The sequence below is a fragment of the Zhenhengia sp. genome, from assembly GCF_046966505.1.
Lineage (GTDB): Bacteria > Bacillota > Clostridia > Lachnospirales > Cellulosilyticaceae > Zhenhengia > Zhenhengia yiwuensis.
Genome location: NZ_JBKVCH010000008.1, coordinates 147,963 through 171,768, shown reverse-complemented (window position 1 = coordinate 171,768; position 23,806 = coordinate 147,963). Strand labels below are relative to the sequence as shown.

Here is a 23,806-nt window from a genome sequence, read left to right as displayed (position 1 = left end):
TCCTTATATTATCTTTTAAATATTTTATAGATTAAATATAATAAATTAAACATCTTAAGTTTCAACATAATAAACTTAATTTTATTTGATATACTAAAAAAATCCATTTCATCTATAGTAAAGTATTCTTTTATTATTTCATCTTTACTATAGATTACTCTTATTTTTTTTATTTTATTTTTATATCTATTGGTATTTTTTATACTATTTTCATTTCTAATTATTCCAATCATATATGAAAAAGCTAATGCATTTATTCTCTTTTTTAATTTAATTCTTATATCTTCACGTATATAATTTTTTGCTAATATTTCTTTTAGTTTTATTAATATTTTTTTATGTATATCCCAATAGTTTTCTTTGTATATATTAGTAGCAGATTCATCATTTATACAGTAATGGTAAAAATAACCTTTACTAACAGCTAACTTTTCTATGTTTAACATATATAATATATTAAATATAAAATCTTCTCCTATAATTAGAGATTCATCAAAACAAATATTGTATTTAGTTAAAATAGATTTCTTATACATGTATATCCAAGGACTTCTAAAAGAAGATAATATGTGTGTTTTTCCAATTTCTTCTCCCCCTATTAAATTTAAAACTAATTCTTCAATTATTTCTTCTTTTTTTAACTCATCTTTTTCTATAAGATTATCAATATATACTGCATCTTTATTAGTGTGCTTTATATAATTATAAATTAACAGATCACTGTCTTTTTGAATTATATTCTTATATAATTCTTCACATGCATCTACTTCTAAATAATCATCAGAGTCTACAAATAGTATGTATTCTCCGTTTGCTATTTTTAGTCCTAAATTTCTGGTAGATGACACCCCACCATTTATCTTATTTATTACTTTAATTCGTTGATCTGTTTTTTCATATCTCTTACATATTTCTAAACTATTATCTTTAGAGCCATCATTGATTAATATTATTTCTATGTTTTTCATTGTTTGGCTTATTAAGCTGTCTATGCATTTATCCAAATATTCTTGAGCATTATAAATGGGTACTATAATACTTATTTTACTCATACACTTCTCCTCTATTAGTATAAATTATTTTAGATCTATAGTCCGTATTGCTATAAATAAGATAAAGTAAAATAATAAAATAATCAAATAATGGATTGCCACTAAAGCCATATCCAATAAAGAATATTTGAATATATAAAGATTGAATTAAATATTCTTCATATATCAACTCCTCTTCATTTAAGGGAATTTTATGTGATAATTTTTTGATGGTATTAATAATATTTAAAATAAGTATAGTTAAAAATATCATTAATCCTATTATCCCGATATCATTTAATAATTGAATATATATATTATGCACACCTGTACTAAATAAGCTCCAAGAAGCACCTAATCCATGACCAAGTAACGGCTTATCCATAAAACTTTCCATTACTACCTCATACATATGGAATCTTCCATTACTAATGTCTCCTTGCTCTATTAAAAGATAAAATTTTTGTATGATATCTCTAGTTGTGGGAATAAGAATAAATGCAAAGGGAATAGTCGTCACTCCACCGATTAGCATCTTAAGAGGTAATTCATATTTCTTTTTTCTAACCATAATAATTACACATATCATTACTAAAACTAGTATGTTTATTAGTAAAACTGCTCTTTTTGATGTAAGTAATAGTGCAATAAATCCTATAACCAAAAGAACACTATATTTCCTATTTTCATTTTTTCTTCTCATTAAAATTTTAGATATAATTATTGCTAAATATACAGTTATATAAACTGAATTAGTTCCAGTTTGATTAGCTATACCTGTATTTCCACCGTTACTTATTAAATAAGTAGTGGTGCGGAACTCATATTCACTTAAAATAATTTTCCTTATAAAATTAACGATATCTGGAACAATTAAGATTAATAAGGTACACGCAACATGTATTAGCGAGAAAGCATGCACTAATTTAACAAAATATTTTTTCCATTCTCCTATATTACAGGTAATAAGCTTTATTATTATTAACATTGTTAGTACAGATAAATATATTATTCCATCTCTAAAATTATCTGTGTATATTAAAGAAAACATCATTATTGATATAAGCAATATCCATAAAATATCACTATAATTAATTCTTATTCTTATTTTATTGCTAAAAATTATTAATATAAAACTATTTATAAATAATCCTATGATAATTACTATAGGATTATAAAATGTATACCAAAACATTATGAAAACTGCTATCAATAAAATTTCTAGTTTTAATAAAATATCCTTTTGGCTTATCATTATTTTACTATCCTTATTTATTTTTTATTTATATCTTATTTATTATATTTTCTAATTCAGCTAAAATTTTTTGACTACTAAACTCACTTACCCTTTCAGTAGATTTCTTAGAGTAATAATCATAATCCTCTTTATTCAATAATAGCCTAAATATTTTATTAGCCATATCTTGTGAATCTCCCACTTTACATACTAGTCCATATTCATCATTTCCTAAAATTTCTCTAACACCTGGTAAACTGTCTGTTGCTATTATTGGTTTAGCATAACACATGGCTTCTAAAATTACTGTAGGTAGCCCTTCTGCTGGGCTTGAATGTATAAATAAATAAGATGCTTTATAATAATTTTGTACATCTTTCCGATTACCCTCAAAAACCACATCTTGTATAATATCTAATTTTCTAGCTATACTTTCTACATGTTTTCTCGTTTCTCCATCTCCCACAAAAACTAACTTCTTATTCACGTTATATCTTTTCTTTAAAATACTAAACGCCTTAACTACTGTACCCTGATCTTTTTGGGTACTAAATCTACCCACCATTAATAAAAATTCCCCATATTTATTCTGAAGATCTTGAACAATTATGTTATCTATGTTTGTATTTGTGATATCGATAGGATTATATATTTTTTTAATGTTTAAGTTTTTTAAAAACTTATTTCCTAACATAGCACTTTCTTGAGCATAATTAGATAATACACATACATTTTTAATTTTATTATATAAATTTCCATATCCAAATGTAATTAATAAATATTCAGCTACTGCACCGTGGGCCCAACATAACTTTTTATCCGCATTAATGAAATTCTCAGCTATAAAAGTTAAGTCATTAATATGCCCTGAAAAAGCTATAGCTATATCATATTTTTTATTTCTATTCTTTCCTACAATTTTAAGTATATTAATTAAGCCCCACATTAGTATATAAGCTATAGGGTAAATATATTTACCCCACCACCATCTTTTTACACCATAACTATAGATCTCCGGGCACATTTTAGAATTTAGTCCATATTTTATTATTCTACATATATTTTTTAATTCTTCTTCCATCTCATTTTGTTTTGGATTTAAGTTATATACATCTATCTCATATCCCGCATCTATCAACATTTTTATATAACTAATTCCAACTTTTTCTATCCCCCCAATACCTAACCCATCAAATACTATAGCTATTTTCAAATTATTTCCTCCTACTTATTTTTCTCAAAATCATATAAATACTTATTAAGATTACTTTCTATAAACTTAATTTCTTCATTAGGACACTGAATTTGCTTCCATATCTGTGTGTTTTTTTTAGAATTTTTAGGATTTAGGTGATTGAATTTGTATTTGTGTGAATTGGAATCTATCCCCAGCCACTGTTCTATATTTTTAACACTCCTTTCATAATCATATATTAAATCTTCAAACTGAATAAACATAACTTTTTTCTGATCATATATTTCCGTATTTCTATGCTTTCTCGTATACTTATACCATTCACAGAATACTTCTACACTCTCCGTAGGTATTACTTTACCTTTCCATATATATTTTTCTAATAAATAAATATCCCTAGGGTCTCTATCTACAACGAATACTTTTATATCATTAAAATATCTTAGATATCTATTGACATTAGAGGGTGGTACTATCTGATCTACAATAATATTAGGTTTCTTTTCGCCATTAGCTTCACCAAATAATTTATCTATATATTCTCTAGTTAAATCTAAAAACTGCCCTTGAGAAGGTGCTGAGCATAATGTTATTTCTTTTTTCATTTCATCTAAGTTTCTATCTTTTTGGTTCTTCCATATTGTCTTCTGTAATATTTTATTATGTAGCCTCTTAACAAAATAAAACACTTCTCCTCTATCTATAACATCCTGATGCCAATAACCTTTATAGCTAAACTCCGTTAATTTATCAATATACTCATATGAGTATTCTTTCCAGTGGTAATTAAAAAAAGGTTCGTACTTCTTAATTATTTTGTTTCCAGCCAAAAAATCTACTTTCTTCTTATATCTTTTAAGTGCATGTCCAGAATTATGTCTATGGTGATTTTCTACTAAATTATACTCTAAATCTGAAATACCTTCTGGGTCTTGTACGAATCTAAATTCATATTCTGACATCGACTTACAACATTCATATTCTGATAATAAGTCTGTTATTGCACTAGAACCAGTTCCATAATAACTTGCACATGTTAATATTCTCATACCCTATTCTCCTATTTTATTAACGCTCTTGCTTAATTTTTAATAGCAATTTATTTGGAAATAATCCCACTATTAAAGGTTTAATTACATATATGACTCCCTTAGGAAATAATCCTAATCTCTTAAATCCTTTATATCTTACAATTGCTTCATCTATTCTATACCTATATTTTCTCTTTCTCATTGCTTCAGAGTTTACAAAATATCTAAGCAATGCTTCCTCAAAGTTGTATCCTTTCATTCCCCTAGCATACATTCTCATAAATAAATCATAGTCTTCCGCTCTTCTCGTTTCTTGTGCGAATCTATATCCCTTAACTTCTTTAATTTTTGAAGCTCTAAACATAGTTGCTGGGTGTACAAAAGGTGAGTTCCATAAAAAATCTTCTTTTTGTGGGAATTCTTTTCTTTTTTCTTTATAAACCACTTTTTCCCCATCATATATATCTACAGCTGAAGATACAAAATCATATTCTTTATTTATTTCTAAAAAATTCACCTGTGCTTCTAGTCTATTTGGATAGCTAAAATCATCATCATCCATTCTAGCTATGTACTTACCTTTTGCAATTTTCAAGCAGTGATTAAGCGTTTTTGTTAATCCGATATTTTCTTCATTTTTAATAGGTTTGATTCTACTATCTTCTTCTGCTAATCTCAAAAGGATTTTATATGTATTATCTGTAGATCCATCATCACAAATTATAAATTCCCAATCTGGAAATGTTTGATCTTGTATAGATCTAATGGCCTCTTGCATTCTATTCTCAGCATTTAATACACCCATTATGATAGATACTGTTGGATTATTCATTTACTACCCCCTGATATATTTGTTTCATACTCTTATTTACTATTTTCACATCATAATCGTTACTTCTAATAAGGTTGTATTTTCTCATACTCTCCCTTAAATTTGAATCTTTTATAAGGATATTTAGAGCTTCAACATAATCATCTACATTTTCAACATTACATAAATATCCTCCTTTTTTTTGATGAACTAGATCTTTATTTCCTCTAATATTTGAACATACTACCGGTACACCTGCTGCTAATATTTCCATAAGAGCTACTGATAACCCCTCTCTATATGATGGAAAACAGAATATATCTGCAGCTTTACTTAATTCTGCTATATCATTTCTAAATCCTAATAGGTATACTTGTTTATCTAAATTTAACTTACCAATCTCTTCTTTAAGATCAGACTCTAAATCTCCTTTACCAGCAATATAATATTTTACCTTAGGATTATTTAAGCGTGATATTGCTTTTATTATTATTTGATGGTTTTTATTCTTATTGAGTTCTCCCACTGAAAACAACATAACTTCATCTTTATTTATATCTAAGCTTTTTCTTTTTTCTACTCTATCTACTATTTGCTTAAATCTATCTGTTTCAATGCCTACTCCTGGAATATAGCTGATTTGTTTGGCTTTCATCCTTTTTTGTGCTAATGAATAATCTTCTTTATTGATAGTTATTAAAACATCTGTAAACCATGAACATATCCATTCTACTGGATAATAAATTAACCAATTTACTAGTGATGATCCTTTATAAAAATGGAACCCATGAGCTGTATAAATAACTTTTGTCCCCTTTTTCCTTGCCCTTCTTGCAGCTAAGCGAGTTATTACTCCACCTATAGGTGAATGGCAGTGAATAATTTCATAGTCATTCTCGTCTATAATCTTTTTCAATTGCTTATACACTTGAATATTACATTTATCAAATATCTTCCTATTAAATAATAAGTTGAATACATTTACATTAACATCTTTTAACTCTTTTTGAAATTCTTCAACTCGCTCTTTTGAGGATGTGCTTCCAAACTCAAAGTTTGCCACTACATCTACTTCATATCCTAATTCTTGCAATATATTTATATTAGGCATAGTAAACTGATCTATCATAGAAGCAACCGATGCTACTTGTAGTGCTTTTTTCATCACTTCTCCTCCTGTGTTAATTCAATAGATTCTTTAAATGTTCTAACACAGTATTTAAAATCCATGTAATTAGACATAGATTCGTCATATGTAAGATTACCAAATACCTTATTTGCTAAATTGATTTTGTTTATCATTACCTGAACTATAGGATTAAATACTTTCGTTACATAAACCTTTTTATGATGCACTTCAGCTATTGTTTTCACCAAATAAGTAGTATTTACATACTCTTTATTCTGAGGATAAAAATATCCCTTTTCATTATTCTTTATAATTAAACGAATGCATTCACATAAGTTATCGATATGCAACATACTACGACTATTATCTATATTAGGAAATACTGGCGTTATCTGTGCTAACTTAGCTAATTTAGGATAATTTCCTTTTGAACCTTTCCCATAAATCATAGGAGGTCGTATACTTACTACATTGAATTTACTATCTTGTAGTTGTTGTATTCCTTCATCTGCTTGTAATTTACTATTTCCATAAAAGTTTTCTGGTTTAGGAACCGTATGCTTAGTTATTACTTTTTCGCCATTTCCATAAACGATAATACTACTCATAAATACAAATTGCTTTACACCTTCTGCTTTGGCTTTTTTAGCTATATCAATAGTTAAATCTCTATTAACCTTATAATATAACTCCTCTAACTTAGGGTCCGAAGATACATGCGCAATCCCTGCTACATGGAAGATCGTATCATATTCTGAAAAACTCATTTTCTTCCACTCTTCACCTTTTGTATCTACTGTATCTATTTGCCACTCTGGATTATCTTGTTTTACCCATTTTTCAAAACTAGTCCCTATGTAACTATCTTTGCCTGTTATTAATATCTTCAAGGCCTATGCCCCCATTTCTTCTTTTACTTCTCTGTTTTGTGCTACTTTTTCAGTTTCAAGCTTGCCTGTTCCACCTTCAACTACGCCTTCAGACTTCGCTACACTAATAAAGGTTCTAAAGAATAGTTGTACATCTAACTTAAAGCTCATTTTCTCTACATACTCTCCGTCGTATGCAGCTTTTACGGGTATAGGTAGTTCATCTCTACCACTTACTTGAGCAAGCCCTGTTAATCCTGGCCTTACACTATGCACATTTAGCCTATCTCTTTCTTCAATTAAATCCTCTTGACTAAAGAGTGATGGTCTTGGGCCTACAAAACTCATATCTCCTTTTAGAATATTGATTAATTGAGGTACTTCATCAATGCTTGTCTTTCTAAGAAATGCTCCTACTTTGGTAATGAATTGATTTGGATCACTTAATAAGTGTGTTGGCACATCTGGTGTCTCGGTCCACATACTTCTAAACTTATAAATCTTAAAGGGTTTCTTATCTTTTCCAACTCTTATTTGTTTAAAGATAACAGGCCCTTTAGGATCCTCAACCTTAATTGCTATAGCTGCAATCAACATAAATGGCCATGCTCCTATTAAAATACCAACTGATAAAACCACATCTAATACTCTTTTAATCTTTGGATACATCTTATTTCTCTCCCCTTATTTCAATATTTCTACCTACCATTGCCCCAATATCCACTAGAACTTTACATCCCACTTTAGCCTCCCCGCCTAATACTGCTCGGTAGGCTATATGACTTCCATCTCCTACTATGCAATCATGTTCAATGATGGCTCCTGTATTTATGATGCAAGCCTTGCCTATCTTGGCATCGGCATTGATAACAGCTTGTGGCATGATAACAGTTCCTTCCTTTATAGTGGTGTACTGACTCACTACACTTGTCGGGTGCACCAATGTCGGTACATGATAACCTAGCTCTTTAAGCTTCTTAGTAAGTTCAAGTCTTATTTCATTATTTCCTAATGCAACAATGGCATCTGTATAATCTTTGCTATGTAAATGACATTCAGTAATCTTCCCGACTACTTGATGCCCTAAGACTTCTTCTCCTATTTCCTTACCATCATCCAAGAAGTGAATGGTCTCATAACACCTCATAGACTCCGCTACATCTAGCACCACTTTTCCATGCCCACCTGCTCCTAATATGAGTAAGTTTCTACGCAACACTTCACCCCCTAAAAACTTTTTATACCTCTTTAACTACCACTTATTCTATATAGGTAGCATTAAACAAGTATAAAATATATGTCTTGCTTTCCCCTAAAAAGCCCATGAAAAATACCAAGTATGCCTTGGTATCTTTCATGTAACTTTATTGATATCTCATCTTTAATGCTTTAATTTTTACTGTCCATATTGTGTATAGGCATCATTTTTATAAGCATAGCGGCTATACTTACCATATTTACCATATTTACCGTACTTACTGCCTTTCCCTTCTTTTACATCATGAAGGATAAAGCCGAGCACTTTGGCGTTAGCAAATTCAAGTTTTCCAAGGGCATCTTGCACATCTCTATGATGTGTTACCCCTTCACGTACAACAACCACTGTACCCGATACGCGTTGTGATAAGACCGTTGCATCGGTTACCACATTAAGTGGTGGTGTATCAATAAAGATGTAATCATAATTTTGTTCAAGTGCCTCGAGTAATTCTCCCATCATCTCTGATGCAAGAAGCTCTGCTGGGTTTGGTGGAATATGTCCTGATGTAATAGCATCGAGATTCTCATAGCTTGTATGCTGGATAGCTTCTTCTACTGTACAGAAGTTACTCAGTAAATGAGCAAGCCCATTACCATTGGTCATATCCAGCTTGCGATGTACAGTTGGCTTTCTCATATCTGCATCAATTAGAAGTACGCGTGAACCTGTCTGTGCAAAGGTAATGGCTAAGTTAATGCACGTTGTACTTTTACCTTCTCCTGGGAAGGAGCTTGTCACAACAATTCTTTTACAGCCCTTACCTACTAGTGAGAACATAATATTGGTACGTGTTGCTTTATAGGCTTCTTTAATATGAAAGCTCGATTCTCCTGTAAGAATCATCTCTTGTTCTTGTTCCTTTGTTCTTTGGGTTTGTTGTTTATTTTTATTAAATAATGTTTTCATGGTTAATCCCCTCTTTATTTGATACGCGTTGCAGCATCTTCTAAGTCTGGTATAGTCCCAAGAATAGGAAAGTCATAACCTTTTTTAAGGTCATCTTCAGTTTTGATACGATTATCAAGCATTTCCGCCACTAATACACCAAGTACAGAGAGTACACCACCTAACATAAGACCAATAATGGTATTTAAAAGCACATTAGGAGAAGATGGACTTGTAGCTGGCACTGCTTCATCAATAAGTTCTACTGAACCTGCTTTAACAACACGAATGATTTCTTCTGGTGCCACTGCTGCTATGGTATTGGCAATGACTGCAGCTTCATCGGCATCTTCTGTTGTAATTTTCACTTCAAAAATCTCTGTACCATTTACAGCGCTTGCTGTAAGCATTTTACGAATTTGTTCTGGTGTATAATGAAAGTCTGTTTCTGTAATTACTTTACTGAGCACGTTATCACTTTTTAAAATCTCAATATAAGTACTTACAAGCTTTTGAGAAGCATTAATATCATTAAGACTAGCAATTGTATTTTCACGTTCTGTATTACTGTTCACATACATACTCACACGGGATGTATAAGTTGGGTCGAGTACAAAAGCACTTATGCCAAACGCCGCTACACCTCCTATAAGGGAACAAAGTATAATCACCCATACTTTGTTCCATAAGATCATAAAGATCTCCTGTAATGAAATTTCATTTGTTTCTTCCATCTCTAATCCTCCTATTTTGTCTTTTCCCATGCAAAAAGGCCACTCGTTATGTTATTCGAGTAGCCTTATCGATCACCATTCAGTTTAGGGTATCAGATGTTTGTAGGTATCATAATATCCTTTTACGCGTTCAAGATCTTCCTCATTAAAGCTTTGCATCGCAATGCGTTTGGCCTGCGCTAAATCTGAACTTGATACTCCATCTAATGCTAAACCCATTAAGTAATTTAGATCTGAAGATGTCAAATTACTTAACACCAAATTAAGCATGGCACTTTTATCTTTGGTTGGAATACTTTTTGCAATATTTTTAGCCTGTTGCTCCACAGCGATTTTTATATCATCTGTTGTCACGGGCTGTGTCTTTTCCTTAGCTGTTTCATGCCTAGTAGCCTCTTCTACTGTACTAGACTCTGTATTCCCCTGCTGTGATTGTACAACCTCATCCTGTTCTAGTTTAGTTTGTACACTTTCAGCACTTTCTGCCCCTTCTTCCTTACTTGGCTCTTTGGTGTTTAATATGGCTTTAAAGCTCTCTTTTTCTTCTTCTGTAAGCACTCTACCTACTTCCCCTAGGTCAATGCCTGTCTGTGCTATAAGTTCTTGTGTCATCTGACTGACTAAAGTTTTTTCTACAAAATAAGCACTTACTCGATCATATAAAAGATAACCTGCTCCCCCTAATAGTATAAGTAGGGCAAGTATAATCCCTATAAGAATTAAACCTCGTTTTTTCATAACCTACTCCATAATAAGGCGAATCGTAAGTGTTATAGGTGCTTCGTTTTCATAACGAAGATTACGTTTTAAGGTGTATTCACTTGGCAAAGTAGCCCCTGTATAGCTCTTTACTAGACTTTTCACATTTTCATATTGCATAAGCATATGGTTAAGTGAAATTTGCCCTCCATCTGAAAGAAGTGCATAGATAGTATCAGATGAAATACCGAGTGAATCTGCCATCTCTTTAAGTTCGCTAGATGTCGCTGTGATTTTATCTAACATTTCTTCAAATATACCAAGCTGAACATCTGCTTGTCTAAAGGAATAAGCTGTATTGGTTCTCATTGTTCCCCCAAATGAGCCTTCAATATAAGCCCCTTCTACATTTGTATAAACCGCTAAGCTTTCCATTTTATCATTCATTGGATACTGCTTTGCGAGTTCTTTTACATTGATCGTAATTTCTGTCCCTGCTACTTCAACAGGTACAAAGTTGCCGCCAATGAAAACACCTGCTTCTTCTACGTACATTTTAGCTTTTTCTGTTGTAGAAGTTTCTTTTACAAGCCCCTCGATTGTAAAATCCGCTTTCGCAGCGACTAAGAGGTAATCTGTAACCGTATTTTCATAAAGTCTGATTTTAGAACCTTCTTTAGCTACAATCATTTGTTTCATATTACCTTTAATAAATTCAACAGGCTTGCCACTTTCTACTTGAACAATGTTATAGTCTCCAAGTAATTTTACATTTCCACCTTGAATATAAACTGTCCCTGTAACTTTTACATTATCAAGTCTTACCTTACCATCACCAATACCAGCACTTAAATACACATCCCCTTCAATCGTTGTATCTTTAAGCGTCACATCACCTGTATTAATGACTACATTGCCTTTAACCACTTCTGTATAAGTCCCTGGCTCATGAATAAAGTTCGGTGTTAGATTTTCTAATAAAGTAACCACTTCAGCACGTGTAATCGATGCCTTTGGTTTGAAGCTTCCATCTGGATTCCCTTTTATAAAGCCATTTTGCACAAGCGCCTTCACACTATCTATAGCCCATGCAGAAATATCTTCTACATCTGTAAGGTTAATCTCTGTAGCACTATCTGCTTTTACACTGTACGCTTTTGCAAGGGCATAAGCCACTTCTTCTCTTGTAGCTGCCTTACTTGGCTCAAACTTTGAACCTGGTGCATACATGATTCCACGTCCTGTTACATTGGCAATGGCCTCACTATACCACGCCCCTGGTGTAAGGTCTTCATATTTTCTATTTGTTTCGACTTCAGTAAACTGGAAAGTACGATTAAGAAAAGTTGCAAGTTCCGCTCTTGTAACCGATTCATTTGGTTTAAAATCACCATTTTCCATTCCTTTTACAACTTCATAAGTAGACCATCTATCAATCGCTTCTTTCGCCCAATGCCCTTCATAATCTTTGGCCCATACTGGCTGAGCTAAAATAAATGCTCCCATTATCATTGTTATGGCTAATTTATTATAAAACTTTTTGCTAAGCTTCATATGTCCCCCTGCTCAAAAAATATAACTAAATATATTTTTATATTAATATTTATTTTACAAAAGTGATTTTATCATATATTTTGTCGCTTTAAAACCTATTTTTTAGATTTACATAGATTTATATAAAACAATATATAAAAGATAGGCTTCTTATAGTATAACTATACGAAGCCTATCTTCTAAAATTTATTTATATGTTACTGTAATTGTGTAATCTGAAGTTGTTCTACCCTCTTTTTTAAGTGTTACAGGTACTTTAACTGTAATAGTTCCAACTTTTTCTTCGAAATCTAAACCTGAAATAGTGCCATTCATAACACCATTAATAGCAGCTTGTAATTGAGTACGACCATCTAGAGTAATTTCCTCTAACATAACTTTACCTGTTGCTACTTTAGCTAATACTTTAGAAAGGTCTACATCCTTAGCTTCTGAATTCACAAATTCATTATACTCTGTATCTAATTTTGCTACTAATTTATTATATCTGTCCTCTGTTAAACCTTTACCTATTAATTTTGGTAAAATTTCACCTTTAAGTACTGGATAAAGGTCTTGTACCATATCTTTTAAGTCTACTAATTTTTGTTCTTGTCCAGCTTCTAATGATACTGTAGTAGTTGTAAGTCCTGCAATACTTGCTGTTATAAGACCAGAGCCAGTTTTTTCAAAAGCAGTTACACTTTGAATAGCCTCTTCTTGACCAATGTACTCATTTTCAATGACAATACTATCATCATATACAAATACTTGGATATCTTTGTCTGATAATTCAATATTTCTTGTTCTTGTTTCTTCACCAACTGTACTAATTACTTTAAGCTCTGTAAGTTTTACAGAATCATCAACAACAGTGCTGCCGCCGCCTGTGCTTCCACCTGTGCTTCCGCCACCGCCGCCGCTGCCGGATGCTGGGAATTTAGGTGCTGTCGTTACGCCTTCAGCTACTGTAACTTTATCTTTGTTGTATTTAAAGCCTTTTTTAAGCTCTAAACCATTTGCTTCAACAATGATATTTTTGATTTCACTCTTTTCCCCTCTACCACGAAGGATTGTGTTGACTGCATCTTTTGTTACAGTTAATTTGTTAATGGTTACACCATCTACAAGTACAAGTTCTGTAGTTTTATTGATGATTACTTCTTCAATTTTTAAAGTACCTACAAGTTGTGGTTCAGCTGCACCATCTACTACTACTTTGCTAAGGCTAACAGCGTTACCTTCAAGAACAGATGTAGATGCAAGTGTAACAGTTCCTTTTACTTCAACTAAGTTACCAAGTAATACGCGAACTGGGTTTTTACCTGCTTTATCTACGATAATGTTGTTAAGTTTTGATTGACCAAGTACATGTACAGTGCTTACACCGCCACCTTCAACAATTACATCACCAAGTACAGTTACGTTGTTAAGTTTAACATCACCTTCACCAATACCTTCTGCAAGGTAAAGGTTACCTGTAATTGTCATATCTTTAAGTTCTACATCTTTTGTATTCACTACAAGATGTCCGTCGATATCTTGTGAGTATGTACCTGCTACATTTACAAGATCTGCTGTAATTTTGTCTACCATTGTTACAGCTTCTGCACGTGTAAGAGATGCAGTTGGTCTAAATGTACCATCTGGGTTACCATTTAAGTAACCACCTGCTACTAAACTTGCAATTTCAGCTTCTGCCCAATCAGAGATTTGAGCTTGGTCTTTGAATGTCACATTTGTTTCTTTAGTTGCTACTTTGTAAGCTTTTGCAATAGCGTAAGCTGCTTCTTCACGAGTTGCTTCTTGATTTGGTTTGAATGTACCATCTTCATAGTCATTCATAATCCCTGCAGATGATACTTTTGCGATATCTGATGCATACCATTTAGTTGCTTCTACATCTGTGTATTTTTCTGCTGCTGATGTATCTGTTAAACCAAACACTCTTACAATAATTGCTGCTAATTCCCCACGAGTTACTTTGTTGTTTGGTTTGAAAGTTCCATCTTCATAACCTTCAAGAACTTCCTTTTCTGACCACTTTGTAATAGCTTCCTTAGCCCAGTGGTTATCATAGTCTGCTGCATAAGTTACAACTGGTAAAGCTGTTGCCATAATTGTAGCAGCTGCAGTTGTTGCAAGCACTTTTTTTAGTCTAAGATTTAATCGCATCTTACTCCTCCTTAATACTTTTGAACATTTTTATACTATTATATAATAATACTTTAATAATTTTATCTTAACACTTGCCAATAATCAACCCTTTTATGCACACTATTCGCACTAAAGGTACATTTTAATAAAAATAAAGCCCTAGAACACTTCCGTAAGGCAGAAATGTCTAGGGCTATAAAGCTTTTTACTCTATTTATTTGCTTCTCTTTGACACATATATCTCCAAGAATCCTCACACATATCATCAATATTCTTTGTTGCTTCCCATCCGAGAAGTTCTTTAGCTTTCTTCGTTTCTGCATAGCACTCTGCAATGTCACCAGGTCTTCTTGGTGCAATGCGGTAAGCTACTGTGCGTCCACTTGCTTTTTCGAAGGCTTTAACCATTTGAAGTACGCTGTAGCCATTTCCTGTACCTAAGTTGTAAGCATCAATGCCTGTTTCGCCAAGGATTTTCTCAATGGCTTTCACATGACCTTTAGCAAGGTCTACAACGTGAATATAGTCACGTACACCTGTACCGTCTACTGTTGGGTAGTCATCTCCAAATACGTTAAGGGCTTCGAGCTCACCTACTGCTACTTTTGCAATATAAGGAAGTAGGTTGTTTGGAATACCGTTTGGCTCTTCGCCGATAAGGCCTGATGCATGTGCACCAATTGGGTTAAAGTAACGAAGAAGTGCTACGCTCCACTCCTTGTCTGCTGCATACACATCTTTAAGGATGTTTTCTGTCATCAGTTTTGTAGCGCCGTAAGGATTTGTTGTAGAAGTTGGGAAGCTTTCATTAATTGGTACTGAAGCTGGGTCTCCATATACTGTAGCGGATGAGCTAAATACTAATTTTTTAGCACCATGTGCTGCCATAACTTCACAAAGTATGATTGTGCTCATTAAGTTGTTATGGTAGTAAGCTAAAGGTTTCTCACAAGATTCGCCTACTGCTTTAAAGCCTGCAAAGTGAATAGCTGCTTCAATTTTATGCTCTGTAAAAATACGTTCAAGTAAATCTTTATCTTTTACGTCTCCCTCATAAAAAGCAAAGTCTTTGCCTGAAATATGTCTGATCTTATCCAGTACACTTGGATTAGAATTGCTAAAATCATCAATAATAACAATTTCATATCCTGCATCTAATAACTCGACGCATGTGTGACTTCCAATATAACCTGCACCACCTGTTACTAATATCGCCATGCTCATACCCTCCTGAATAAATATAATTTTACTAAAAATTTTACTCTATTCTTATTTTATCGTATTAATCACTCAAAATCAAGTGAAGGCAAAGATTTAACACAAATTTAAAAATCTAAAAAAAGACGCACGCGCGCCTTTTTTATGGAGTCCATTTTACCTCTATTTTTACTAGTATTTTACTACTTTTTTACTACTATTCCTCTTCTAAGTCTGTTGTTCGACCTTTAAGTGTGGCAATAGCAACCACAACTGGAATACCAATCACTGCTACAACAATAAGGTTTGTTATGTTCGCTACAATGATTTGAAGCCAAACTTTCTCTGCTGGTTCACCATATACGCATACATCCCCTACATAAGAAAGCACACTTCCTAATACTGCACCTAATAGAGCGTACACATACAGTAAACCAATATGCACTGTGTTGATTTGACCTTTAAGGACATCGAAGTCCGCTTTCATCACAATGAAACCTGTGCATAAACCAATTGAGCCTGACATAAAGACCCAGCTCCACCATACACTCCCGTAAGAAATAGCATCATTTAAAGCATGCCCAATAAAACCTACTAAAAATCCTACTACAGGTCCGAATATTGCCCCAAAGATACAAAGAAGTGCTACAGCAAGTCTAAGTGACGTATTCGGTGCTACGTTAATTGAAATCATAGATGCTGCCGCATAAAGCGCTGCACCAATACCAATGGCTACAACATGTTTCGTTGTTAACTTAAAAATTGATTGTTTCTCCATTTTCTTCTCCCTTTATTCTTTTATGATACGAATATTTTGTCAAGAATCGTATTCATTATACAGGATAGAACGGATAAAATCCAGTCTAAGCTACCTATTCCTTTACTCCATCTAACCCTTTTCGAACCTCTCTCTCTTTACTTTGAAAAGGTAAATCCTCTGTTATTCTGTTAAGTGTTTAATCTGATTTAATAACTTCTGTGGGGATAAATCATTCGAAACATGAATACGCTTAATATCTATCTTTTGGGTAGCTGTGGGTCTATACTTAGAAACGAGGTTCGTCACCTGCAAGTCTACACCACATTCACTTGCCCATTCCTTCACCTTACTTGTATGTAAAAACTGAGGGTAAGCCAGTACCTTCACATCTCGCTTGCCTAAGTACTTCTCAATGTCTCCAAAAGATTTTTGAATTTCATAAGAAACATCTGTCTTATCTAACGCATTCATCAGTGTATGCCCATGGGTATGACTTTGAATATCAATAAGCCCACTTGCCTCCATCTCCTTCGCCTGTTCCCAAGTGAAATGTTCATTCTCATTGGTTATCCCTACATAAAGGCTCGTCACAAAAAAGGTTGCTTGTACATTGTACTTTTTAAGGATTGGATAAGCCTTTGTATAATTACAAAGATACCCATCATCTGCTGTAATGAGGATAGGCCTTTTAGGTAGTCCTGACGTTCCTTCAAGATAATCCTTAAGTTGCTTAAAGTTAATAGGTGTATACCCCGCTTCAAGTAAAGCTTTAAGCCGGGCTTCAAAGTTGGCTGTGCTGACGGACATGCTTTGGTCATCCTCTGTGTTTTCTACTTGGTCCTTAATCTTATGATACATCAGAGTAGGGATATAGCCCTTCTTATAAACGGGTTTCTGACTGATAGGGTAGACTGCTTCCTTCCTAGCTGCTCTTTCTTGGTAACCGATCTCTCCTTTGTAGTCTATAGAGAGATTCTGTACATGATACTGCTCTTTCCCCTTTAATTTCATAACCACTTTAACCTCATTGATACCCTTATGTAAAAGTTCTTCGTCTAGGGTAATGGGATAAGGATACCTAAAACTCTGTCCTGCAGCTGCATCATTCACCTTATATTCTATATAATCTACGGGTTCTTTAGTACGTACTGTAAAGCGCAAAGTCTGATTAGGCTTGCTTAGCTTTTTGACTTCATAAAGATTTTCTTTCTTTATAAGTTCATCATTCACTTGAAGCATTTCTTCTAGTCCTGCATAGAAGTCACTATATTTAATAGGTAATTGACCTAACTTACTTTGCCTAAAAATCTTATCGATATGCTTATACTCAAAAGGCAAATCATAATAAATTTTATAAGCGGCATCTAACCCTTTTGCCACATCTTGCCCATAATGAGTTGCTAATTCATCTGTAAGTATAAGCTCATACTGCTGATTATATTGATCATTTAGGTACTTCATTAGCTTTTGGTCTTCTTCTTGATCTACATGCATATTTAATACCTTTATAAAAGGCATCTCCTTAAATAGAATATCCTTCTCATCTAAAGGCGTATAAACAAAATGAAGCTTTAAATCCGTTAAAGCTTTTAGTTCTTCATGATTAAAAAGAAGACTGTAAATCGCTTGAACTTGTTGCTGCTCTTCTAAGTTTTTGCCATATAAGCTTAAGTAAACCTCACCACTTCTCCCCTTAAGCTCCTCTATACGAGCTCGTAAATCTTCTTCCTGATAATCTGCAACATGGGCCCAAATTTGCTTTTCTACTTGCTCTACTTTAACCCCTGCTCCTTGCTTTTCTCTTCCTATATAAATAGGCAATTCTTTGTTCTGTCTAGTCTCTGATGCATACACCGATGTAATGGTCATTAAAAACACTGCTAAGAATAAGCTCTTGATAACTTGTATTTTTCTACATTTTCTCATAGCTCTCCCCCTATTGATCTCTGTTTTATAACCTATACACTTTCATTTTGCTGTATCTTAGTATCTTGCACACTTTTATTTCCGCTAGACTTCATAGCATTCTTTCCTATTTCAAGTGCATATTTGGCCCATATTCCTACATAAACCAAACTATTTATCCACAGACTATAAGTTTTTATATAATGTTTCTTATAAAAAATCCACATGGCATTGTGGAAGTCGTAGATAACTTTAGTCCTACGTTTTTTAGAACTCCCTCCTTTATAATGAATAATACTTGCTTCTGGATAATACATAATTTTATAACCACCTTCTTTAATGCGGTAGCAAAGGTCTATATCCTCACCATACATAAAGAAATCTTCATCTAAAAGGCCTACTTGATTGAGTACATGCCTTGGCATAAGCATAAAAGCTCCCATTAGGCAATCTACTTCCCCTACTTCATTTTCATCTAAATGAAGTGCATCATACAAACCATATTTTACTTTATCTCTTTTATGTAACTTTAAGAAATAATATAAAGAAGCCCTTGGCGTAGGAAACCCTCTCTTGCAAGCATGATCTAAGGTACCATCTGGTAAAATGACCTTGCATCCTAGTGCACCGATTTTACGTTCATTCTCTCCTTGTATCGCTGCCTCTGTATTATAACGCTCTATGTACTGCATACACTGCTGTAAGCAATCTTCTACTACATAGGTATCTGAATTGAGGAGTAAGATATACTCTCCCTTTGACTTTCTCATGCCAATATTATTGGCTTTTGCAAAGCCTAAATTCGCATCATTTAATGTAATGTTAAGGATCCCCTGACTTATGATTTCTTTATAATCTTCTTGTAACCTTGCCATACTATCATCTTGAGAAGCATTGTCTACAAGCATAATTTCATATTCAAAAGGTAGTTTCTTCTCGAGCACTGAATCAATCGTTTGTTTTGTCAATGTATATGTATTGTAATTGACGATAATAATAGATAGTTTCATAAGTCACCCCCTCTTTGTCTTCTATCCCATAACAATGTGGTCTATTACCTTCTTTGTTCCCTTTAAGATAAGGATTATTAAAAGTTTCAAAGTAACTGTCTTTTATAATATAAAAATGATTCTTGTTCATGAGTTTCTCCTTGATACAAAGAAAGCTCCCTTATTTATTATAGGGAGCTTTAACACTTTCAAACCAACTATTTTATGAGTCGCATATTGGTTAGCGACAATACTTTCAATCTAACTTAATAGTACCTTATTCATCCTAATAAGTCAACCAGCTGGAAATAAGATACTATTATAGGCTATGCACTTTTAGAAACTTTGATACAACTTAATATTTAAAAGGATTACCTTTTGCTACAAAATCCTTCAGCATAGGTTGCTTCTGATCTTTCTCAGATAAGCATACTTCCTCTATCCCTTCAAGAGGCCATTCAATGCCAATGTCAGGATCATTCCATCTTACCCCACCATCATACTCTGGTGCATAATAGTCTGTACATTTATATTGGAAAGTAGCTACATCTGATAAAACTAAGAACCCATGAGCAAAACCTTCTGGCACATAAAACTGACGCTTATTCTCAGCACTTAATATTACGCCTTCCCACTTTCCAAAAGTAGGAGAGTCCTCTCGTAAATCTACAGCCACATCATACACTTCCCCTTCAACCACTCTTACAAGCTTACCTTGTGTATGCTGAGTCTGGAAGTGAAGACCACGGAGTACCCCCTTCTTAGAACGCGATTCATTATCTTGAACAAATTGCATATGAAGTCCTGCTGCTTTAAAATCTTGTTCAGAGTAACTCTCCATAAAGTAACCACGGCTATCTCCAAACACTTGAGGTTCGATGATATAAAGATCTTTAATTGATGTTGGTATGACATTTATTTTACCCATTAACTTTACCTCCTAAGTTTTCCTCTTGCCATGCTGCATCTGCTTCTAGATAATCTGCTAATGCTTCTTGCCATGGTCTAAAGGTATTTAGTCCTTGGATTTTCAGCATAAAGTTATCTAATGAAGAGTAGAATGGCCTTTTAGCAGGTCTTACAAATTGTTCACTCGTTACTTTGTTGACCTTAACATCTATTCCTTTAAGTTCAAATATTTTTGTAGCAAAATCATACCAAGAGCATGCCCCTTCACAAGTTCCATGGTACACACCATAATATTCTGTTTGGATCAGGTTCACAATAGCTACAGCTAAATCCTTAGCATAAGTAGGATTACCAAACTGGTCTCCTACTACATTAAGTTCCTTATTTGTCTGTGCTAACTTGAGCATTGTTCTAACAAAGTTATTACCCTCACCATAAAGCCATGCTGTACGAATAATGAAATGTTTTTTACATAACGTGCGAACAAGTTCTTCACCCATTAGCTTACTTGTCCCATAAATACTTTGAGGCGCTACTTTATCATCCTCACGCCATGGTCGACTAAGCTTAGCCTTCTCTATGCGTGACTGTAATACATCTTCTAAACCTACTTGCTTAGCCTCTAATGTATTAAACTCTCCATCAAAAACATAGTCTGTAGAAACTTGTACAATTTTTGCTCCTATTTGTTCACATACAATAGCTAAATTGCGTGGCCCTATCGCATTAATCTGGTAAGCACGCGCTCTCTCTTCTTCACATTTATCTACAGCAGTGTGTGCTGCACAGTTTATGACTATATCTACTTTGTTAGCCGTTAAGTATTCTTTTACTTGTTCAAAGTTTGTAATATCTAAAGTATCATAGTCTGTGCTGATTACTTCATAAGTTTGACCTATCTGTGCAAATTCATTTTTAAGTGCAATGCCTAACTGTCCATTGCCACCTGTTAGCAATACTTTCATGGTCTACCTCCATTTTATCTATCTATTTTACAGTATAGAATAGATTATTATTTTTTTCTACTTCAATTCTTCCAATAAAAATAGAGGATATATAAATTCTAATTATCACCTATATATCCTCATTATCATGTTTATAATACCTATCTACGAAACACTTTAATACTTATATAACCCATTGTATTCTTAATTAATAACCACTCTATATAAAGATAATGCCCTATGTTTTTCCATTCAAATTTAACTTTATCTACCTTCTTTAATGTTCTTAATCCCTCTAGAAAGCCTTCTTTGTATTCTTTTCCAAAACCTTTTTTCACAAAGAACATATATTTAATTAAATAGCCTACAAGTAAAAATGGCATATTGATTATGAGCTGTAAGAATGGCATATTTTTATAAGGAACATAGATATTATTTCTAGCTGCTAATCTCACTTTGAACGCATTATACTTACTTCCAGATGTGGCACTTCCTATATGTAAAACTTTTGCCTCAGGACAATACATATTTTTATAACCATGTATAAGAGCTCGATAAGAGATATCTACATCTTCCATATAAGCAAAGAAATTCTCATCAAAGTAACCTATTTTCTCAAAGATAGACTTACGATATAGTGCTGCACCTGCACAGGCAGAAAATATTCGTTCTCTTTTGTTATATGTATCTACTACCTGTCCATCTCCCCTCTTATAAGCCCATCCTAGTAAATTATATTCATCACCTGCATCATCAATCAGTGTTTGATTGTGATATTGAATCATCTGACTACATACTGCAAAAATAGATTTATCTGTTTGAATTACACCTAATAATGCTTCTAAAAAACCTGCCTGTATCTCTGTATCGTTGTTAAGTAGAAGTATATATTCACCCTGAGCTAATCTAATCCCTTCGTTAACTGCTCGGCTGAATCCATAATTGTATTCTAGTTGCTTAAAAAAGATACTAGGATACTGTTGAGCAATCCATTCATAAGTAGAATCTGTCGAAGCATTATCAATAATAATGAACTCAATTTGTTCATCTAATACTTTGATAATACTATATATAGAATCAATACACGTCCTCAAGTATCTTTTTCCGTTATAATTAGGTATTATTATTGATATCATTTATATCACTTTCCTTGTTTTTAACCAAATAATTTTATCCTATCCTTATTTAAAAATAATCTTTTTACTAATTATATAATTCAAAATAATAACTAAAAAAGAAATAATTAACTTACAAATTAATTCATAAGACACTATTGGAACTAATATTAGCAATAAAATAGTTTCTAATAAAAAACTTCCAACTCTAAGAGAAGAAAACTTTATAAATTTAAATATCTCCTCTTTTAATTCAACTTTTTTATTAGTTTTAAAAACAATCTTATTATTAGCTATATATGCAAATAATACCGCTCCAATAAAGGCCATTGTGTTTGCACCTATTAACTCTATATTAAGATTTCTTGCGAAAACAAATATTATTAGATTCACCAAAGTAGTTAATGCCCCTACTACTATATATAGAATAACTTCTTTATATGTATTAACTATATTAAGTATTGTTTTCATTTACTGTTCCTCTTTATTAAAGCATACTATATTTGTTTTATCTATAATATAGATAGGTCGATGTTTTACTTCTATATAGATTCTGGAAATATACTCCCCTAGTATACCAATAGTTAAAAGAATTAGCCCTCCCACAAACAGTCCCCCAGCCATAAGGGAAGCATATCCAGGCCAATCTACTCCAACTATTAAAGTCCTAATTATTAAATAAAATCCATATATAAACCCTAGCATCGATGTAAGTACACCTGTTACTAATGCAATCCTTAACGGAACTGTTGAAAATGCTACAATTCCTTCTATCGCATATTTAAATAGTCCCCAAAAAGACCACTTACTCTCTCCTACTGGCCTTTCTATATTCTCATGTTCAAACCATTTTGTCTTAAACCCTACCCAGCTAAAAATCCCCTTAGAAAATCTATGATATTCTGGCATACTAATAATGCTGTCTACCACTTTTCTCTTCATAATTCTAAAATCTTGTGCTCCATCTTCAATTTCTATATCTACTAACTTATTAATAATTTTATAGAATTTCTTCGAAAAATAGCTCTTTGTTCTTCCTTCACCTACTCTATTTACTCTCCTAGCTGCAGCTATATCATAACCTTCTTCTAATGCTTTTAACATTTCTAATATTTTTTCAGGAGGATGCTGTAAATCTGCATCCAAAATAGCAATATTTTCTCCTTCTGCCATTTTTAAACCTGCCAACATAGCTGCTTCCTTGCCAAAGTTTCTTGAAAAAGATATATACTTTACCCTATTATTTTTTATACTTAGTTCTTCTATGATATTTAATGTATTATCCTTACTTCCATCATTCACAAAAATTAATTCATAATCTATCATCTTTAAAGTTGATGTAATTTTATCGTAAAACATTAGTAATACATCTTCTTCATTATAACAAGGTATTATACAACTTAATAAATACATGT

24 protein-coding genes are annotated in these 23,806 nt (G+C 32.9%); all 24 read right to left on the bottom strand.

Annotated elements, in window-relative coordinates:
- Window positions 1–8: 8 nt before the first annotated feature.
- Window positions 9–1,052, bottom strand: coding sequence for a glycosyltransferase family 2 protein (locus ACLTBU_RS10660; RefSeq protein ID WP_412218879.1), 1,044 nt, complete (start codon window positions 1,050–1,052; stop codon window positions 9–11).
- Window positions 1,045–2,286: an O-antigen ligase family protein gene (locus tag ACLTBU_RS10655; protein ID WP_412218877.1), complete on the bottom strand. Its 1,242-nt coding sequence runs from the start codon at window positions 2,284–2,286 to the stop codon at window positions 1,045–1,047. The genes ACLTBU_RS10660 and ACLTBU_RS10655 overlap by 8 nt, the downstream gene beginning before the upstream one ends.
- Window positions 2,287–2,314: 28 nt before the next feature.
- Window positions 2,315–3,481: a glycosyltransferase gene (locus ACLTBU_RS10650; protein WP_412218875.1), complete on the bottom strand. Its 1,167-nt coding sequence runs from the start codon at window positions 3,479–3,481 to the stop codon at window positions 2,315–2,317.
- A gap of 11 nt (window positions 3,482–3,492) precedes the next feature.
- Window positions 3,493–4,512, bottom strand: coding sequence for a hypothetical protein (locus tag ACLTBU_RS10645; protein WP_412218873.1), 1,020 nt, complete (start codon window positions 4,510–4,512; stop codon window positions 3,493–3,495).
- Between the two features lie 19 nt (window positions 4,513–4,531).
- Complete coding sequence (locus ACLTBU_RS10640) at window positions 4,532–5,326, bottom strand: glycosyltransferase family 2 protein (protein WP_412218871.1); 795 nt, start codon at window positions 5,324–5,326, stop codon at window positions 4,532–4,534.
- Window positions 5,319–6,470 carry a glycosyltransferase family 4 protein gene (locus ACLTBU_RS10635; protein ID WP_412218869.1) on the bottom strand — a complete coding sequence of 384 codons (1,152 nt, stop codon included), beginning with the start codon at window positions 6,468–6,470 and terminating at the stop codon, window positions 5,319–5,321. The genes ACLTBU_RS10640 and ACLTBU_RS10635 overlap by 8 nt, the downstream gene beginning before the upstream one ends.
- Window positions 6,470–7,324 (bottom strand): NAD-dependent epimerase/dehydratase family protein, encoded by an 855-nt coding sequence (locus ACLTBU_RS10630; RefSeq protein ID WP_412218867.1) that lies wholly within the window; start codon window positions 7,322–7,324, stop codon window positions 6,470–6,472. Before ACLTBU_RS10630 ends, ACLTBU_RS10635 begins: the two co-directional genes overlap by 1 nt.
- A gap of 3 nt (window positions 7,325–7,327) precedes the next feature.
- Complete coding sequence (locus tag ACLTBU_RS10625) at window positions 7,328–7,972, bottom strand: sugar transferase (protein ID WP_412218865.1); 645 nt, start codon at window positions 7,970–7,972, stop codon at window positions 7,328–7,330.
- 1 nt (window position 7,973) lies between these two features.
- Window positions 7,974–8,519: a NeuD/PglB/VioB family sugar acetyltransferase gene (locus tag ACLTBU_RS10620; protein ID WP_412218863.1), complete on the bottom strand. Its 546-nt coding sequence runs from the start codon at window positions 8,517–8,519 to the stop codon at window positions 7,974–7,976.
- A 180-nt stretch (window positions 8,520–8,699) separates the two neighbouring features.
- Window positions 8,700–9,470, bottom strand: coding sequence for a CpsD/CapB family tyrosine-protein kinase (locus tag ACLTBU_RS10615; RefSeq protein ID WP_412218861.1), 771 nt, complete (start codon window positions 9,468–9,470; stop codon window positions 8,700–8,702).
- A gap of 14 nt (window positions 9,471–9,484) precedes the next feature.
- On the bottom strand, window positions 9,485–10,183 hold the full coding sequence (locus tag ACLTBU_RS10610) for a YveK family protein (RefSeq protein ID WP_412218859.1): 699 nt from the start codon (window positions 10,181–10,183) through the stop codon (window positions 9,485–9,487).
- 84 nt (window positions 10,184–10,267) lie between these two features.
- Window positions 10,268–10,921 (bottom strand): hypothetical protein, encoded by a 654-nt coding sequence (locus tag ACLTBU_RS10605; protein ID WP_412218857.1) that lies wholly within the window; start codon window positions 10,919–10,921, stop codon window positions 10,268–10,270.
- A 3-nt stretch (window positions 10,922–10,924) separates the two neighbouring features.
- Window positions 10,925–12,436: an S-layer homology domain-containing protein gene (locus tag ACLTBU_RS10600; RefSeq protein WP_412218855.1), complete on the bottom strand. Its 1,512-nt coding sequence runs from the start codon at window positions 12,434–12,436 to the stop codon at window positions 10,925–10,927.
- Between the two features lie 186 nt (window positions 12,437–12,622).
- Entirely contained in the window at window positions 12,623–14,590 is a 1,968-nt protein-coding gene (locus ACLTBU_RS10595; RefSeq protein WP_412218853.1) for an S-layer homology domain-containing protein, read from the bottom strand.
- A 192-nt stretch (window positions 14,591–14,782) separates the two neighbouring features.
- Window positions 14,783–15,790 carry a UDP-glucose 4-epimerase GalE gene (gene galE / locus ACLTBU_RS10590; RefSeq protein WP_412218851.1) on the bottom strand — a complete coding sequence of 336 codons (1,008 nt, stop codon included), beginning with the start codon at window positions 15,788–15,790 and terminating at the stop codon, window positions 14,783–14,785.
- A 196-nt stretch (window positions 15,791–15,986) separates the two neighbouring features.
- Entirely contained in the window at window positions 15,987–16,547 is a 561-nt protein-coding gene (locus ACLTBU_RS10585; protein ID WP_412218849.1) for an ECF-type riboflavin transporter substrate-binding protein, read from the bottom strand.
- A gap of 162 nt (window positions 16,548–16,709) precedes the next feature.
- Window positions 16,710–18,455 (bottom strand): polysaccharide deacetylase family protein, encoded by a 1,746-nt coding sequence (locus ACLTBU_RS10580; RefSeq protein ID WP_412218846.1) that lies wholly within the window; start codon window positions 18,453–18,455, stop codon window positions 16,710–16,712.
- Between the two features lie 32 nt (window positions 18,456–18,487).
- Complete coding sequence (locus tag ACLTBU_RS10575; RefSeq protein ID WP_412218845.1) at window positions 18,488–19,444, bottom strand: glycosyltransferase family 2 protein; 957 nt, start codon at window positions 19,442–19,444, stop codon at window positions 18,488–18,490.
- Entirely contained in the window at window positions 19,383–19,574 is a 192-nt protein-coding gene (locus tag ACLTBU_RS10570; protein WP_412218844.1) for a hypothetical protein, read from the bottom strand. Before ACLTBU_RS10570 ends, ACLTBU_RS10575 begins: the two co-directional genes overlap by 62 nt.
- 204 nt (window positions 19,575–19,778) lie before the next feature.
- A complete protein-coding gene (gene rfbC / locus ACLTBU_RS10565) occupies window positions 19,779–20,351 on the bottom strand; it encodes a dTDP-4-dehydrorhamnose 3,5-epimerase (protein WP_412218843.1) in 573 nt (190 codons plus the stop codon).
- Window positions 20,344–21,297, bottom strand: coding sequence for a dTDP-4-dehydrorhamnose reductase (gene rfbD, locus ACLTBU_RS10560; RefSeq protein ID WP_412218841.1), 954 nt, complete (start codon window positions 21,295–21,297; stop codon window positions 20,344–20,346). Before rfbD ends, rfbC begins: the two co-directional genes overlap by 8 nt.
- A gap of 140 nt (window positions 21,298–21,437) precedes the next feature.
- Complete coding sequence (locus ACLTBU_RS10555) at window positions 21,438–22,412, bottom strand: glycosyltransferase family 2 protein (RefSeq protein WP_412182141.1); 975 nt, start codon at window positions 22,410–22,412, stop codon at window positions 21,438–21,440.
- 45 nt (window positions 22,413–22,457) lie between these two features.
- Window positions 22,458–22,862 carry a GtrA family protein gene (locus tag ACLTBU_RS10550; protein WP_412182140.1) on the bottom strand — a complete coding sequence of 135 codons (405 nt, stop codon included), beginning with the start codon at window positions 22,860–22,862 and terminating at the stop codon, window positions 22,458–22,460.
- Entirely contained in the window at window positions 22,863–23,804 is a 942-nt protein-coding gene (locus tag ACLTBU_RS10545) for a glycosyltransferase family 2 protein (RefSeq protein WP_412182139.1), read from the bottom strand.
- Between the last annotated feature and the right edge of the window lie 2 nt (window positions 23,805–23,806).

Excerpts from the sequence above, each read along its gene's own strand:
- ACLTBU_RS10660 (WP_412218879.1), bottom strand. The coding sequence starts at position 1,052 with ATGAGTAAAATAAGTATTATAGTACCCATTTATAATGCTCAAGAATAT.
- ACLTBU_RS10655 (WP_412218877.1), bottom strand. The coding sequence starts at position 2,286 with ATGATAAGCCAAAAGGATATTTTATTAAAACTAGAAATTTTATTGATA.
- ACLTBU_RS10645 (WP_412218873.1), bottom strand. The coding sequence starts at position 4,512 with ATGAGAATATTAACATGTGCAAGTTATTATGGAACTGGTTCTAGTGCA.
- ACLTBU_RS10640 (WP_412218871.1), bottom strand. The coding sequence starts at position 5,326 with ATGAATAATCCAACAGTATCTATCATAATGGGTGTATTAAATGCTGAG.
- ACLTBU_RS10635 (WP_412218869.1), bottom strand. The coding sequence starts at position 6,470 with ATGAAAAAAGCACTACAAGTAGCATCGGTTGCTTCTATGATAGATCAG.
- ACLTBU_RS10625 (WP_412218865.1), bottom strand. The coding sequence starts at position 7,972 with ATGTATCCAAAGATTAAAAGAGTATTAGATGTGGTTTTATCAGTTGGT.
- ACLTBU_RS10615 (WP_412218861.1), bottom strand. The coding sequence starts at position 9,470 with ATGAAAACATTATTTAATAAAAATAAACAACAAACCCAAAGAACAAAG.
- ACLTBU_RS10610 (WP_412218859.1), bottom strand. The coding sequence starts at position 10,183 with ATGGAAGAAACAAATGAAATTTCATTACAGGAGATCTTTATGATCTTA.
- ACLTBU_RS10605 (WP_412218857.1), bottom strand. The coding sequence starts at position 10,921 with ATGAAAAAACGAGGTTTAATTCTTATAGGGATTATACTTGCCCTACTT.
- ACLTBU_RS10600 (WP_412218855.1), bottom strand. The coding sequence starts at position 12,436 with ATGAAGCTTAGCAAAAAGTTTTATAATAAATTAGCCATAACAATGATA.
- ACLTBU_RS10595 (WP_412218853.1), bottom strand. The coding sequence starts at position 14,590 with ATGCGATTAAATCTTAGACTAAAAAAAGTGCTTGCAACAACTGCAGCT.
- galE (WP_412218851.1), bottom strand. The coding sequence starts at position 15,790 with ATGGCGATATTAGTAACAGGTGGTGCAGGTTATATTGGAAGTCACACA.
- ACLTBU_RS10585 (WP_412218849.1), bottom strand. The coding sequence starts at position 16,547 with ATGGAGAAACAATCAATTTTTAAGTTAACAACGAAACATGTTGTAGCC.
- ACLTBU_RS10580 (WP_412218846.1), bottom strand. The coding sequence starts at position 18,455 with ATGAGAAAATGTAGAAAAATACAAGTTATCAAGAGCTTATTCTTAGCA.
- ACLTBU_RS10575 (WP_412218845.1), bottom strand. The coding sequence starts at position 19,444 with ATGAAACTATCTATTATTATCGTCAATTACAATACATATACATTGACA.
- ACLTBU_RS10570 (WP_412218844.1), bottom strand. The coding sequence starts at position 19,574 with ATGAACAAGAATCATTTTTATATTATAAAAGACAGTTACTTTGAAACT.
- rfbC (WP_412218843.1), bottom strand. The coding sequence starts at position 20,351 with ATGGGTAAAATAAATGTCATACCAACATCAATTAAAGATCTTTATATC.
- rfbD (WP_412218841.1), bottom strand. The coding sequence starts at position 21,297 with ATGAAAGTATTGCTAACAGGTGGCAATGGACAGTTAGGCATTGCACTT.
- ACLTBU_RS10555 (WP_412182141.1), bottom strand. The coding sequence starts at position 22,412 with ATGATATCAATAATAATACCTAATTATAACGGAAAAAGATACTTGAGG.
- ACLTBU_RS10550 (WP_412182140.1), bottom strand. The coding sequence starts at position 22,862 with ATGAAAACAATACTTAATATAGTTAATACATATAAAGAAGTTATTCTA.
- ACLTBU_RS10545 (WP_412182139.1), bottom strand. The coding sequence starts at position 23,804 with ATGTATTTATTAAGTTGTATAATACCTTGTTATAATGAAGAAGATGTA.